Raw genomic sequence first — 14,531 nt, forward strand, 5'->3', positions numbered from 1 at the left:
CAATGGAACTTGTACTAGCCGCCGATCCGATGTGCTCGTGGTGCTATCGATTCGGCAAACAGATGGGGCTGCTGCTCGAGCGGCGTCCGGACCTATCCCTGAAGATCCTCCTCGGTGGATTGCGCGCGGGCGCGACCGACGTTCTCGATGACGCGGGCAAACAGTTCAGACTGCACCACTGGGGCAAGGTCGAGGAAGCCAGCGGCGTACCGTTCAACCGAGAAGGCCTTCTTGCCAGACAGGGCTTCGTCTACGACACCGAACCCGTGTGCCGTGCGGTGGTGACCGCCCGCATACTTAAGCCGGAAGCCGATCTTCTGAGCGTCTTCCGGGCATTCCAGCATGCCTTCTACGTCGACGCGCTCGACACGACGGACGGAGCCACACTGGCTGAGACCGGTTCTCGCGCGCTCGCTGAACTAGGTCATCCCGTCAGCTCGGAGGAATTCCTGGCAGAATGGAATAAGCGTAGCACGATCGAAGAAGCCGCAACGGACTTCGCGACGGTGCGAGCAATGGGTGTTTCAAGCTTCCCGACCTTGTTCTTGAACAAGGCTGGAACTCTCAGCAAGGTCGGCGCTGGGTATGCGCATGTCGACGAACTTGAGAAGCACCTCGCTGCAATGGCCGCCTAGCAGATCGACGAAGTCATCGAACAAGGAGAATAGCAAATGCCCATAGTCACCGTGCAAGTAACCCGTGAGGGCACGACCCCAGATCGCGCGTCGGTGACTCCCGAGGAGAAAGCCGCAATCATCGCTGGCGTCAGCCAGGTCATGCTCCACGTCCTCAACAAGCCGCTCGAGTCGACTTACGTGGTGATCGAGGAAGTCGACTTGGACAACTGGGGCTGGGGCGGCCTTCCAACCGTCCAATACCGGAAGAGGAAGGCTGAAGGCAAAGCCTGACCTCACGCTATTCCAGAGGAAGAATATGCACGCCGCCGGTGATCACCGGCGGCGTGTGCGTTTTCGCTGCCGGCCTGATCCAACTGGAAGCTCTCAGTTCGGCAAACAGGATGCGGAGCACCCTGTGAGCGAAGTGGGTTCATCCCAGCCAGCCGGCGTGCCTGGTGCTGCGGCAAGGATCCGCCATCGCTTCTCCGTCCCGTCGAGGCGTCGGAAATACCATCGTGCAATAGCCTTGGCCCCGGAGCAGGAGGACAGTTCTCAGCGACACTGTTTTCGGCAATTTTGGAGACACCAATGCCCCTCGTCAAAATCCATATCCTGAAAGGTCGTTCGCCACAGGAGGTCGACGTGTTGCTTGATACCATTCACGACGTCGTCGTGGAGACTTTCGGAGCTCCGCGGAGAGACAGATACCAGATCCTTCAAGAGCACGAGGCGTCGAATATTCGCGCGCTTGACACTGGGCTCGACATCACCCGGACCGAGAAGTTCCTACTGCTCGAAATAACCAGCCGCCCGAGGTCTCGAGATGCCAAGGTGGCCTTCTATTCAAGCCTCACGCGTGCGCTCCAGGCTCGCTGCGACGTGGCGCCATCTGACGTGATGGTCTCTCTGCATATCAACTCGGACGAGGACTGGTCGTTCGGCATGGGCAGCGCGCAGTTCCTGACAGGCGAGCTCTGGTAGGTACACACGTCTCGGTCTGGTGGGTCCACCAATACCAAGGTATCGGCGATACTAATGTGCACATGCAAATCCGGCTGATCCAAGACATGCTTCCAGTCGTGCAGCCGATCGGCTGCAAATTCAGAAAAGTGGAAGGAGCCTAAGCATGAAGATCCTCATGGTATTCACCTCGCACGACACACTCGGAAGTACTGGGCGCAAGACTGGTTTTTGGCTGGAGGAGGGCGCCGCACCGTACTACGTCTTCCGCGATGCAGGCGTCGACTTGACACTCGTGTCCCCCAAAGGCGGTCAACCTCCGATCGACCCGAAGAGCGATCTGCCGGAAAATCAGACGCCCGCCATGACGCGGTTCAAGGCCGACGAGGCCGCGCAGAAGGTTTTTGCGAGCACCAAGAAGCTGAGCGAAGTCCGTTCCGAAGATTTCGACGCCGTCTTTTATCCCGGTGGGCATGGTCCCATGTGGGATCTCGTGGACAACCCGGAGTCCATCAAGCTGATCGAGTCCTTTTACAACTCCGGCAAGCCGGTGGCGGCAGTCTGCCACGCGCCGGCGGTGCTTCATCGCGTCACCTATAGAGGCGCTCCGATCGTCAAGGGAAAGCGGGTGACAGGCTTTACCAATGGCGAGGAGGAGGAAGTGCAACTGACGAAGGTCGTTCCTTTCCTTGTTGAGGACGAGCTCAAACGTCTCGGCGGTCTCTATGAGAAGAAGGCGAACTGGGAGAGCTTCGCTATCATCGACGGCATGTTGATCACCGGGCAAAACCCGGCATCTTCCACTGCGGGAGCGCAGGCGCTCATCAAGCTTCTCACCACTGTGAAAACCGGCGCCGTCGTCGCCTAGGCGATAATCGGCGAGCGAAAAAGGGGACGCGAGATCTTGCTCCCGCGGCCTCCTTTTGGACGCGCGTCTTAAAGTAGAACAGCGATTCCGGTTACTGGAAAGATGACGGCTCACATTGCGCGAGACGCTCGCGCAACCTGTGATTTCTTTAAATTCAATCATTGTAGTCGGGCGCTATGGGTTTTGAACGCCGAGATCATTCACCCTGGCGTTCTCGGGAACCGCCTCGCCCATGCGATGCATTTGGCCGTGGCAGGACGGGCAGGCCTTCTGATCGTCGGGAAGGTCATATTCGACACGCTCGCGCGGCAAATCTTCCGGCAAAGGTCTGCGGCCGCGCTTCTATCCCGCCGCGCTCTCGACAGGCGGCAGGCCTGGGAAGATAGACGACGTCGCCGTCGTCACTGTCATCTTCACCCGCCGCCTCTTCGGCTTCGTTGAAGAGGCGATTGATGTGCTTTTCGCTACGTGGGGCAAAACGACGGAGCCTTGCGAGCACCAGTTCTTCTTCCAGCTTGACGACCCGCTGCGAGAGTGCTTCCTTCTCGGCTTTGAGCGCAGCGATTTCGGCGGCGTTGGCCGCCAACTGCGCCATCAAGCTCTGCAACGCTCGGTTCGCCGGTTCGATTCATCGTAGTTTTGAATCTGAACCGCCCCTTTGCGTCAACAGCTCAATTCGCCACCTTCAACCGGCGATCTGATACTGCCGCACGGGATGGCGGATCATCGCACCGATATCGATCCCGTCGAGAATCCAGTGCAGTTGCTCGGTCGTCAGCGTGACCACCAGCACCTCTCGGCGCGGCCATCGGAACTTGCCTTCAGTCAGCCGCCTCAGGATCAGCACAAAGCCCGAGCGATCGAAGAATAACAGCTTCACGCGGTCACGCCTGCGATTACAAAAGGCAAAAACTGCCGGGGCAAACGGATCGAGCGCCATCGTCTCCTGGACCAGAACCGCAAGGCTGTTGATGCCGGCTCTGAGGTCGATCGGTTCGCGATTCAGATAGACTTGAAGATCAGCGCCCAGCTTGAACATGACCCAAGGCTCCGATTACGGCCGTCAATGCGTCCAGATCGCCGCATTCCAGCGTCGTCAATCTCACACCATTCGGCAATGACGCGCTCATCTTCGCTGGAGGAGACAGCGGGCCGTTCCTCTCCACTTTTGGCGGCAGCTCTTCACGATCCGTCGCAAGCATCTCAATGTCAAACTTGCTGCTCGCGGAGGCGACCTGAACCGGAATAAAGACTGATGGCGAAGAAGGCGGCAATGGATGGGCCTGGGTGTGTTTCCTGATCCATTTCCAAACGAGGTTCGCGTTGATCCCGTGTAGGCGCGCAAGTTTTGATACCGATGCGCCAGGTTCAAGGCAGGCCGCAACAAGGCGATCTTTCGAACATTGATCGAAACGGCGTCTCCCATTCCGACCAACCAGCCGCACGGCAACTTTTGACATTCATCCATAACTTGGTGTCCACCTCTTTTAGGTGGACATCTCATGCCAAAGCTCACTCAATTACTGAAGGTGCGGAGAAAATCGCGCTTACGTTGTGGCGCCTGGAACTCGCGACGCTGCCTGTTGCCGGGGTCATCTATGCGCGGCTGATCACGCAGCAGGTCACGCTTCCCCCGCACCTCACTGAATGGCCGACGGTCCTCTTGAATTGCTACGCTGTCGAAAAACCTCTGCCGAGCGTGGTGCCGGGAGACCTGTCGGCAGTGATGAATGCGACGCTGTCGCTGATCGATGCCGGCCACACCCGCATCGCCTATATCGGCGGCGAGGATTCGATCGAAGCCTCCCGCGAGCGGATCAAGGGCTATCGTCGGGCCCTGACCATGCGTGACATTCCCGTCGATAATCATTTGATCATCAAGGGGCGCTGGACCATTCAAGGCGGCTATGCCGCCTTCAAGCGGCTTCAGGTGCTCGATGACCGGCCGACTGCAATATGCTGCTTCTGCGACCGCATCGCCATGGGTGTGTACGAGGCAGCGAAGGAGGCCGGCCTACAGATCCCGCGAGATCTTTCCGTCATCGGTTTCGACAACGAATCCTATTCCGGCGACATGCTGCCGCCGCTCACCACCATGCAGCTGCCCCATGCCGACATGGCGCGCTATGCGGTCGAAAAGCTGGCCGAGATGATCGCCGCGCCGCGGATGCAGCATGACAATCACAAGGTCAAGCTGGAGTGCGACATGATCGTGCGCCAGTCGGTTGCCCCTCGGGTCGCTTTCAGAAAACAGTCTTAGGCTTGATAGGCGTTCCCAGCAAGGGACGCCTTGGTCGACAAGCACGGATGCTTGAGCCCTGATCGCTTCATTGCCGGTGCCGGTTGCTTCCCCGGCCGACTGATCCTCGTTTCGGTCCTCGGAAGCGCTGGACTGATGACAGCTCCGACTGCAGAGGCAAAGGCGCCTCCGACCAGCGGTTCATCGCGGAACGGGTGAGTATCAGGCAATTACGCTTGTTTGACTTCTCCGGACCGGAATCCAGCATTCGTCGATGCTCGATGATTTGATCTCTGGGCAGCGCCGAACCTGGATCTTTCAGCTTTGTTTCCCGGCAACAACAGGGGAATGCGCGCCGGGATTAGGCGCGATTTGCGCACGACAATCCGCTGATCTGGTTCGCCGTTTTCCATAGAATGATAAATTCCGAAATCGTTTAATGAGGTGATGCTCGTTTCAGCCGAGCTTCTTTGCAGCGCCTGCCGAAGGGCAGTGCCGGCGATGCCGGATATTTTCAACGGACGAGTAATGTCAGGATTTGTATCAACGAGTATCTGACGACTTCGACGGTACAATCCGTGACAAAAGAGATATCGCCACGAAACATATGTGATACTTCCGCCGCCTAGCACTCCCATTGCGAGTAGTTGCAGAACGACAGGCGAAGGAGAGTTTCAGTGACCAATATTGCCCAGTTTTCCAGGTCGAACCCGTTATTTGTACGCGCGGTCGCGATCGCGCTCGGATCGACCATGCTTATATCGACGGCTTGTGTTCAGTCCGCTGGCGCGGCAGAAACGAGCGCGCCGATCGCGCAGACCCAGCCAGCGTCGGACGAGAGTATTCGGCCGTTTCACGTTCGCGTCGCGCAGAGCCAGCTGGACGATCTCAAGAGACGGATCGCAGAAACGCGTTGGCCGGATAAGGAGACCGTTGGAGATATCTCTCAGGGCATCCAGCTCGCGCGCGTCCAGGAGCTAGTCCGTTACTGGGGGACCGACTATGATTGGCGCAAAGCCGAAGACCAGCTCAACGCCCTGCCGCAGTTCGTCACGACGATCGACGGGGTGGACATCCAGTTCATTCACGTCCGCTCCCGCCATCCGAACGCCCTGCCGGTCATCTTGACCCATGGCTGGCCAGGCTCGATGTTCGAGTTCATCAAGGCGATCGGCCCTCTCACCGACCCGACTGCCTATGGCGGCAAGCCGGAAGACGCCTTCGACGTGATCATTCCGTCGATCCCCGGCTACGGCTTCTCCGGCCGGCCGACGGATCAAGGCTGGGGGCCTGACCGCGTCGCCCGCGCCTGGGATGTCCTGGTGAAGCGGCTGGGCTACACCCACTACGTCTCGCAGGGCGGCGACCACGGCTCGGTGATCTCGGATGCTTTGGCAAGGCAGGCACCGACTGGTTTGCTGGCAATACATCTGAACATGCCGGCGACCGTGCCTGGCGAACTCATGCGGGGGATCAATAGCGGCGACGCGGCTCCTGCCGGACTGTCCCAGTCCGAAAAGGAAGCCTACCATTCCTTGAGCGTGTTCTTCGGCCGCAATGCCGCCTACGGCGCCATGATGGTCACCCGGCCCCAGACGATCGGCTATTCGCTTTCGGATTCGCCGTCCGGACTGGCGTCGTGGATCTATGAGAAGTTCGCGCAGTGGAGCGACAGTGACGGCGTTCCCGAACGCGTCTTGTCGAGGGATGAAATGCTGAATGACATCACGCTCTATTGGCTGACCAACACGGGCGCGTCATCATCCCGCTTCTATTGGGAAAATAACAACAACAACTTCAGCTCCGAAGCGCAGAAGACCAAGGACATAAAGATCCCGGTCGGAATCTCGGTCTTCCCGAAGGAAATTTACAAAGCGCCGGAGAGCTGGAGCCGCCAGGCCTATCCTTCCCTGGTTTACTACCACCAGGTTGAGCGAGGCGGGCATTTTGCCGCTTGGGAACAGCCGCAGCTCTTCGCCGAAGAATTGCGGGCGGCCTTCAAGCCGGTTCGTTAATTTCGGTTCAATCCCGCGGCCCGTCCATCGAGGGGCCGCGCCCTTGTCCGTTCATATTGTCGGGGCTTCGCGGATGGTTTCCACGACATAGGCATCGAGGGATGAGCCTCGCGGAGCGCGACGGCAAATGCGCCCGCGCGCCTATCCCAGTGTATTATGTCCGTCGTCCGCCTTCGGCACTAACTTTCTGGCGGTCGCGCCCGCGCGTCCAGATCACAAAGCTATCAAGCCTTGAGGAGTTGCCGAGATGAAAGATAAGCGTCCGGAAGGTACCGAGCAGTATGATCCGCCCGGCTGGCGGATGGGATGCGCTCAAGGCCGTCGCAAAAACGCTTGCGCACCACAAGTGGTCGCGCAGGGGGCAATGACATTGCTCAAAGCGAACCAGCCGGAGGGTTTCGACTGTCCCGGCTGCGCCTGGCCCGATCCCAAGCACACATCGTCTTTCGATTTCTGTAAAAATGGCGCGAAGGCCATCACCTGGGAATCGACCGCAAAACGATCGGGACCGTTTTTTTTCGCTGACCATGCCGTCTCGGAGCTTTGGGAATGGACGGACCACAAGCTGGAAGATTCCGGCAGGCTGACTGTGCCGCTGCGCTACAACGCTGGCAGCGATCGCTACGAGCCGATCGTTTGGAGTGCGGCTTTCGAATTGATTGCGCAAGAATTGAACAAGCTCGACACTGAAACCGTCTCCGTCACTATGGCCGGTACGCGATCGCGGGGCGCGCGATTGGCGGCCCCATGAAGAAAAGGCCGTCTCCGGGCGGTCGGAGACGGCCTCTGGCGGACCTTGAGGATCCGCGCGCTCCGGCGGAGGGGAGGACGCGGGAGCACTGTCGCTGTTTAAGCGTATCGCCTTATCGAGGGCGGCGATATAGAGGAGATTAGACCGATCGGCGCGCACTTATAACTACACTTAGGTATTGGCTAAACTGTCTCGAACTGCCGTTGGCTCGGCTTCAGCATACGGCGTAGAGGCCCTGTCCAATCTTCGCGGCCATGTTCACCAACTCCGGCAGTGAGCGGGCTCGCATCTTCCTCATTACCTGACCGCGGTGGGCCTTTACCGTGATCACGCTGATATTCAATTTATATGCGACTTGTTTGTTCAGCAGACCTTCGACGACGAACTGCATGACCTGCCTTTCGCGCGCCGAAAGGCTCTGGTAACGGCAATCCAGCTGGCTGATCGAGATGGTCGCCTCAACGGAAGAGTGGATCAGTTGGACGAGATTGCCCGTGGCTAAAGGTCTCGGCAGAAATGTCACCGGATATCGGGTGGCAGTCAACGTCACTTGAGAATCGCCCTCGGATGTCAGCACGATCACGGGGTGACGAACTGCCTGCCGGCAAATCAGGAGGGTGAGGACGTCGACGTCAAGATCGGCCAGGGCATTGTCGATGATGACGCACGCGAAGCGTGCATGGCGAGCCTGGGTGAGAAAATCCCGTGCAGAACTGAAGCTGGTTGGCCGCGCGCCGAGAGTTTGGATCTCTTGGTCCAGAGATCGATTGAATACTGGATCATTGCTCACGAGGCACACAACCGGCGCATCTTCCGCCGGCGGTGCTATCTTTTTTGGGGGGAACTGAAGTAGTTTGCCACTATACATGCCAGCCTCCTTCTCTTTGTGATCTTAGCGGTCCAAGAATTTAGTAGCGCCGATGCGGCGCGGGACCTGGGTTCAATCTTCTAAAGCGGGATGACCACCAACGCGACTTAAGTCGCTTGAGAGAATCTGAAATATCCTGAAATATATCTGCTTGCGCAGAGGGCATCGCTTCACAAGCAGGCGCCTTGAGGTTCAGCGTCCCTGAATTTTTCGCGGCTTTGGCAAAAGAGATCGGATAAGCTTGGGACAAATAGAACGAAATTTATTCGAATTCTCGGGCTGGGAGCTGGATCTTGGGAAGCGGGAGCTCCGTGCTCTCGGGGCTCCGGTCCCTTTGGGCAGCCGCGCCTTCGATATCTTGGAAGTGCTGGCGACAGCCTCGGGAGAGGCCGTCACCAAGGACGATCTAATGCGACGCGTCTGGCCTGGGCTTGTCGTGGAGGACAACACGATCCAAGTCCATATATCGGCGATCCGGAAGGCGCTGGGAAAAGACCGGGATCTGCTGAAGACGATCTCGGGCCGGGGGTATCGACTGATCGGTCAGTGGAAATCCGATCCTCCGTCTGCCGCGTCGCAGATTACGACGACAGGCATGCCGTCCCGGGAAAGCCGACCTGTCTCAAACATTCCGGCACCCGCCTCCGAACTGGTTGGGCGCGAGAGCGCCCTGCGCAGACTTCTGACGCTCACCTCGGCATATCGTGTCGTCACCCTGACCGGTCCTGGCGGCATCGGCAAGACAATGCTCGCGTCTGAATTGGGACGCCGTCTGCTGCCGCAGCTGGGCAGCGACGCATTCTTCGTGGAACTGGTCTCGCTTCGGGAGCCTGAGCTCGTTCCGACGACTGTCGCCCAAGCTGTCGATCTGAAGCTTCAGGGTGATCAAATCACCGCCGAGGTGGTGGCGCGCGCCATCGGCGAACGCAGGGTTCTGCTTCTTATTGACAACTGCGAGCACGTCATTGACGCCGCTGCCGCGATGATCGATACGATCCTGCGAATCTGCCCGCACGTGACCGTTATCGCGACGAGCCGAGAATCCCTGCGAATAGAGGGAGAATTCGCCTACCGCGTACCGCCGTTGGAAGTACCGGATAGTGGAGAGGTGGTCAGTGCCGCAGAACACAGCGCCATCCATCTGTTCGTCGCGCGCACACGGGCGCTCCAATGGGATTTCGAGCCGGATCAGCAGAAGCTTTCAACGATCGCCGATATCTGCCGGCATCTCGACGGCATCCCGCTCGCCATCGAACTGGCGGCGGCCCGCGCTGCGACCCTCGGACTACAGCAGATTGCCGGTCGCCTAGACGACCGGTTCGTTCTTCTCACGGGCGGTCGCCGCACCGCCTTGCCCCGTCATCAAACGCTGCGCGCAGCTTTGGATTGGAGCTATCAGCTCCTGCCGGAGTCGGAGCGCCAGCTATTGTGCAGGCTGGCGGCGTTTCCAGGAGGCTTCACGTTGGATGCCGCCGTGGCCGTAAGTGGTGAAGGGGACGCGGAAACGACGCTGGCCATATCCAACCTCGTCAGCAAATCCCTGATCACATTCGACGGATCGGAAACGGTACCGCGCTGGCGTCTGCTCGAGACGGTGCGCGTCTACTCGCTCGAGAAGCTCGGCGACGGCGAGGACTTTCGCCGGACGATGTGCAGAATGGCGAAGCATTTCCTCAAGCTCTTTCAACCCTTCTCGGCGCGACGCACGCTCTCTGCGGCCATCGAGAACATCACGCACTATCGACGCGAGATCGACAATTTGCGAGCGGCCCTGCGATGGGCACTGTCCGAGGGCGGCAAGGGTGGCCTTGGCGCTAAGCTCGCTGCGACATCGAGCGACTTCTGGACGGCAATCTCGCTGGTTTCCGAAGCGGGCGACTGGGCCGAGCGCGCTCTCGACCGCCTTGGCGAGGAAAAAGGAAGTCGCATCGAGATGGTCTTGCGCTGTGCGCTCGGTTACGCCCTCATTTATACGCAAGGAATGAATCCGCGCGGGAAAGAGGTACTCATCGGCGCGCTGCATCTGGCGAGGAGCCTCAACGATCCCGACTACCTCCAGCGCGTCACCTGTGCCCTGTGGCTCTTTTCCGCGAGATCAGCCAGGCTGGACGATGCGCTGACATTCGCGCAGGAATACGAGGCCACGCTCGACGAGCGAGACCTGCACGAACGGACCACGGCCTCATGGCTCGTCGGTATCCCGCAAACCTATCAGGCGCGCCACCGGGAGGCAGGTGATCGGCTGAGCTGGGCAGCGGCGAACTATCCGGTCGAGCACCGCAAAATTGATCTGCTGAGACTGGAAGCGGATGTCCGCACCTCTTCCTTGTCTCATAACACGGTCAACCTCATCTCGCGCGGCCTGCTGGAGCAGGCGGCGGAAACGGCAGAGCAGGCAATTCAGGAGGCCCGGGAAACGGCGCAGCCTTTTGTCCTATGCGTCGCGCTCGCCTGGTCCGCCTCGTTCGTTGCGCTCAGCATCGACGACTTGGACCGGGCGAAAGTCTGGGGCGAAGAGCTGTCGCGGCAGGCGTCGCAACACGGCCTTCGGCCCTTTCATGCCGTTGGCCTGAGCGTCAGGGGAGCAATTGCGCGCAGGCTCCGCGATGCCTACGCGGGCGTCGAAGATCTGCGGGCCGGCATCGCGGAGATGCGCGAAGCGTCATACCTGTTGTTCTATCCCACCTTCCTTTGCGAACTCGCTGCGGCGCTGCAAGCCTTGGGCCGGCTCAATGAGGCACTGAGCGAGCTCAGCCACGCATTGTCATTTTCGCGGGAGCATGGCTACCACTGGATGATCCCGGAAATCTTGAGGAGAAAGGGTGAGGTTCTCAGGGATCAGGACTTGAGAACGCCTTTGGAGATAGAAGAGCTTTTCCAGAACGCCATGATGGAAGCCGCCCGGCAGGAGGCGCTGTACTGGCAATTGACCTCGGCCGTCAGCCTCATAAATTTCCGCAAGGCGGCGGGATACCAAGGCGAGGCAAGGAGTGTGCTCTCTCCCATCTATCAACAATTCTCGGAAGGTCATTCGAGCCCCGTGCTGCTCCGCGCCAGGGCGTTGATCGAAGCGTCGCAAGAATGACGCGCAGAGCTCCCAACGCTCAGCCGAGTTCCTGGTCGAGTCCGATGAGAAGCCCGTCAGGCCCACGGATGTAGCAGAGCCGATAAACGTCCCTATAATCGACGACTTCGCCTACGACCTGCGCGCCCGGCTTGCGTAGCCTTTCAAGCGTCTCGTCTCGTCGATGTCATCCACGGTTAACATGACGCGAAGGACACGGAATGGTAGCGGGCGATGTTTGAAACCGTTGAACGGAAGATGACGACACGAGCCGAGACGGATGACGATACGGCCCGGTATAGGGCCGGGCTCATGCAGCTTCATCATCATCGGGACCGGCAGCGTGATCCCTACGTTTCGATCGAGAAGGGCACTCCGTACGACGCACAAGGACGCCGGGGTGCGAGAGCAGGCAAAGTCCTCTCATCTGGGCGCTCGTGTTCGCCGTTGCGTTCATAAGCAGCCTTGCATACTGGTTTGGTTCTTGGGGCTGTTGCCGAGTAACGTGCCCCGCTGAATTAGGCCGTTCAGACCTAGAATTTTCCACTTATGATCACCGCGGGAAGAAGAGGAGAACTCCATGAAGGCATGGTTGCGGCGGAAGGGTCTGGCAACAAGCCTGATGATCCGCCGATCGGTAGCCAAGCTGCACCCCCCGAGCCACCGTGCCAAAAATGGCCTAATATCGCTGGTCGGCAGAGCCCAAATCGCTTTCCGAATGGCGGTCCAGCGCCGTGAGTTCGGATTCATCGCAAAGCAGCTGTCAATCGGCTTGGTAACGGGACCCCTTATCGGCTCCCAAAAGTGACCCCTGCCTCTGGTTGCATAGGGTCAGCGCGCGTAGGCCCGGAGCTTTTCATTTAGCGCAGGGGCCTGCGGGCGCGGGTTGGTTGTCTTTTCGGCTTTAGCTTTGAGAGCGGTTTTTGAAGCGCCAGGATTCATTTCCGGTTTCCAGGATCTCGCAATGGTGGGTGAGCCTGTCGAGAAGAGCGGCGGTCATCTTGGCGTCGCCGAACACAGCGGGCCATTCTCCGAAGGCTAGGTTGGTCGTGACGATGACCGACGTCCGCTCGTAAAGCCTGCTGATCAAATGGAAGAGAAGCTGGCCGCCGGCCTGAGCGAACGGGAGATAGCCGAGTTCGTCCATGATGACGAAGTCGAGCCTGGTGATGAAGTCGGCAAGCCGCCCCTGTTTGCCATTGCGTGCTTCTGTCTCAAGCCGATTGACGAGATCGACAACATTGAAGAACCGGCCCCGCGCTCCGTTGCGGATAAGAGCACGGGCAAGCGCGATGGACAGATGGGACTTCCCTGTGCCGGTCCCGCCGACCAGAACAACATTGTGTTGCTCGGCGAGGAACGCCCCGGTCGCGAGCTGGCGCACTAACCCTTCATTGACCGGTGTATCGGTGAAGTCAAAGTCGTTGATATCCTTGGCCAGCGGCAATTTGGCGATGGCGATCTGGTATTTGATCGACCGGGCCTGCTTCTCAGCAATCTCTGACTGCAACAAGTCACCGACAATACGGGGCGGTTCATGCTGGCGTTTGATGCCGGAAGCCATTGTCTCGTCGTATGCGCTGCGCATGCCAAACAGCTTCAGCGTGCCCATCATGTCGAGGATTTGGGATCGTTCCATATCAGCTTGCCCTCCTGAGGCTGTCGTAACGTGCGCAATCGGCCAGAGGCTCATGGGTCAGGCGAAGCGCATCGGGAATGGAAAGGATGGCGGCCGGTTGCGGATCACGCTTACGGGCCAGAATGTTGATGATGACGGCGGATGAGAACACGCCCTGATCGAGCGCCTCCTGGCAGGCTGCTTCAACGGTGGGAAGCCCGGCCTCACCGACACATTCCAGGATCGCCACCATCTGCCGGTCGCCGTCATGCATGGCCTTCAACCGGCGGCGCACCTTCTCCATGGCGGCGGGCAAAACCCAGTCATGGAACGGGGCGCCGTTGCGTAGGGCTCCCGGCTTGCGGGTCAGGACCGGAACGTAATGCCATGGATTATAGATCGTCTCGCCGCGGCCGAAGCAGCGGTCGTGCTGACCGATCTCGATGCCATCTTGCCGGATGACGATGCGGTCGGCATAGGCATGTACCTCTGCCGGGCGACCGACCGCGGTGGACAGCACCGAGTATTTGTTGTTGTCGAAACGCACGAGGCAGGTCTTGCCGATCGAGGCCTGGACGGCGTGGAAGCCATCGAACTTGCCGGGATAACTGATCATATGCGGCCGCTCCGCATCGAACACCTCCCAGATCGTGTGCTCCGTCTGATCGACATGCTTATGGGCGCGGGCATAGCTGATGCACTTGTCCAGCAGCCAGCCGTTCAGCTCATCGTAGGATTTGAAGCGCAGACGTGGGGTGAAGAAGCGCTCTCTCACCAGATTGACCTGGTTCTCGACCTGGCCCTTCTCCCAGCCGGACGCCGGCGTGCAGGCCACCGGCTCGACAAGGAAATGGCTGCACATCTGCAGGAAACGACGGTTATATTGCCGTTCCTTGCCAACGAAGACCGTCTCCACCGCCGTCTTCATATTATCATAGATGCCGCGCGTGCAGGCTCCGCCGAAGAACGCGAACGCCTTGTCATGGGCGTCGAAGACCATCTCCTGCGTCTCTCGCGGATAGGCCCTCACAAACATCATTCGGCTGTGGCAAAGCCGGACATGAGCCACCTTCACCGTTGTCGTCACGCCGTTCAGTACGACAATCTCGTGGCTCCAGTCGAACTGGTAGGCTTCGCCGGGCGCGTAATAAAGCGGGACATAGGCTTCCGCCGTCACGGCCCCGCGCTCTTTCGACCATGTCCTCGCATAACGCCGAACGGTGTCGTAACCGCCTTCATAGCCGAGGTCGCGTAAATCCTCGTATATCCGGATCAGCGTCAGGCGCTCGCGGGAAGCCTTGGCCTCATTGGCAAGCAATATCCGATCGAGTTGTTCGCGCCATGGTCCGAGCTTCGGCTGAGGTTGACGGGCTCGCTCGTATTTGAACTCCGTCTCATCGGTGCGCAAAACCTTCCGCACCACTTTCCGCGATATGCCCAACTCCCGGCAGATCGCCTTGATCGACTTGCCTTGCACATGGGCCAGCCGTCGTATCTTCAGAATTGTTTCCACAATAAGCATCCAAACAAA

General features: G+C 59.2%; 12 protein-coding genes and 3 pseudogenes. 8 read left to right on the plus strand and 7 right to left on the minus strand.

What is annotated here, in order from left to right; translation table 11 throughout:
- Positions 1-2 precede the first annotated feature (2 nt).
- From MF410_RS28095 to MF410_RS28110, 4 genes are all read left to right on the plus strand, one after another.
- Positions 3-635 carry a DsbA family protein gene (locus MF410_RS28095; protein WP_239620673.1) on the plus strand — a complete coding sequence of 211 codons (633 nt, stop codon included), beginning with the start codon at positions 3-5 and terminating at the stop codon, positions 633-635.
- A gap of 36 nt (positions 636-671) precedes the next feature.
- Positions 672-908: a 4-oxalocrotonate tautomerase family protein gene (locus MF410_RS28100; protein WP_131711459.1), complete on the plus strand. Its 237-nt coding sequence runs from the start codon at positions 672-674 to the stop codon at positions 906-908.
- A gap of 297 nt (positions 909-1,205) precedes the next feature.
- On the plus strand, positions 1,206-1,598 hold the full coding sequence (locus MF410_RS28105) for a tautomerase family protein (protein ID WP_131711460.1): 393 nt from the start codon (positions 1,206-1,208) through the stop codon (positions 1,596-1,598).
- A gap of 145 nt (positions 1,599-1,743) precedes the next feature.
- The gene (locus MF410_RS28110) at positions 1,744-2,445 is read left to right on the plus strand and encodes a type 1 glutamine amidotransferase domain-containing protein (protein ID WP_131711461.1); all 702 of its coding nucleotides are present in this window, start codon (positions 1,744-1,746) and stop codon (positions 2,443-2,445) included.
- A 213-nt stretch (positions 2,446-2,658) separates the two neighbouring features.
- On the opposite strand, the pseudogene MF410_RS28115 reads toward MF410_RS28110, so the two are convergent.
- The 3 genes and pseudogenes from MF410_RS28115 to MF410_RS28125 form a co-directional block, all read right to left on the minus strand.
- Positions 2,659-3,077: pseudogene (locus MF410_RS28115) on the minus strand (IS66 family transposase); the annotation flags it as partial.
- Between the two features lie 53 nt (positions 3,078-3,130).
- Positions 3,131-3,484: an IS66 family insertion sequence element accessory protein TnpB gene (gene tnpB, locus MF410_RS28120; protein WP_131711462.1), complete on the minus strand. Its 354-nt coding sequence runs from the start codon at positions 3,482-3,484 to the stop codon at positions 3,131-3,133.
- On the minus strand, positions 3,465-3,905 hold the full coding sequence (locus MF410_RS28125; protein ID WP_131711463.1) for a transposase: 441 nt from the start codon (positions 3,903-3,905) through the stop codon (positions 3,465-3,467). Before MF410_RS28125 ends, tnpB begins: the two co-directional genes overlap by 20 nt.
- 92 nt (positions 3,906-3,997) lie before the next feature.
- On the opposite strand from MF410_RS28125, the gene MF410_RS28130 reads away from it, so the two are divergent.
- The 3 genes and pseudogenes from MF410_RS28130 to MF410_RS28140 form a co-directional block, all read left to right on the plus strand.
- Positions 3,998-4,705, plus strand: coding sequence for a substrate-binding domain-containing protein (locus MF410_RS28130; protein WP_239620675.1), 708 nt, complete (start codon positions 3,998-4,000; stop codon positions 4,703-4,705).
- A 731-nt stretch (positions 4,706-5,436) separates the two neighbouring features.
- Entirely contained in the window at positions 5,437-6,699 is a 1,263-nt protein-coding gene (locus MF410_RS28135) for an epoxide hydrolase (RefSeq protein WP_131711488.1), read from the plus strand.
- A 247-nt stretch (positions 6,700-6,946) separates the two neighbouring features.
- A pseudogene (locus MF410_RS28140) lies at positions 6,947-7,384 on the plus strand (CbbBc protein); the annotation flags it as partial.
- A gap of 280 nt (positions 7,385-7,664) precedes the next feature.
- Here MF410_RS28140 and MF410_RS28145 read toward each other — a convergent pair.
- Positions 7,665-8,318 (minus strand): LuxR C-terminal-related transcriptional regulator, encoded by a 654-nt coding sequence (locus MF410_RS28145; protein WP_239620676.1) that lies wholly within the window; start codon positions 8,316-8,318, stop codon positions 7,665-7,667.
- Positions 8,319-8,559: 241 nt separating this feature from the next.
- On the opposite strand from MF410_RS28145, the gene MF410_RS28150 reads away from it, so the two are divergent.
- Positions 8,560-11,403 (plus strand): winged helix-turn-helix domain-containing protein, encoded by a 2,844-nt coding sequence (locus MF410_RS28150; RefSeq protein WP_222135058.1) that lies wholly within the window; start codon positions 8,560-8,562, stop codon positions 11,401-11,403.
- Positions 11,404-11,422: 19 nt separating this feature from the next.
- On the opposite strand, the pseudogene MF410_RS28155 reads toward MF410_RS28150, so the two are convergent.
- From MF410_RS28155 to istA, 3 genes and pseudogenes are all read right to left on the minus strand, one after another.
- Positions 11,423-11,595: pseudogene (locus MF410_RS28155) on the minus strand (VOC family protein); the annotation flags it as partial.
- Between the two features lie 691 nt (positions 11,596-12,286).
- Positions 12,287-13,021 (minus strand): IS21-like element helper ATPase IstB, encoded by a 735-nt coding sequence (gene istB, locus MF410_RS28160; RefSeq protein ID WP_222135253.1) that lies wholly within the window; start codon positions 13,019-13,021, stop codon positions 12,287-12,289.
- A gap of 1 nt (position 13,022) precedes the next feature.
- Complete coding sequence (gene istA / locus MF410_RS28165) at positions 13,023-14,522, minus strand: IS21 family transposase (protein WP_222135254.1); 1,500 nt, start codon at positions 14,520-14,522, stop codon at positions 13,023-13,025.
- Between the last annotated feature and the right edge of the window lie 9 nt (positions 14,523-14,531).

This window comes from Rhizobium sp. C104, from assembly GCF_022354505.1.
GTDB classification, from domain to species: domain Bacteria; phylum Pseudomonadota; class Alphaproteobacteria; order Rhizobiales; family Rhizobiaceae; genus Rhizobium; species Rhizobium redzepovicii.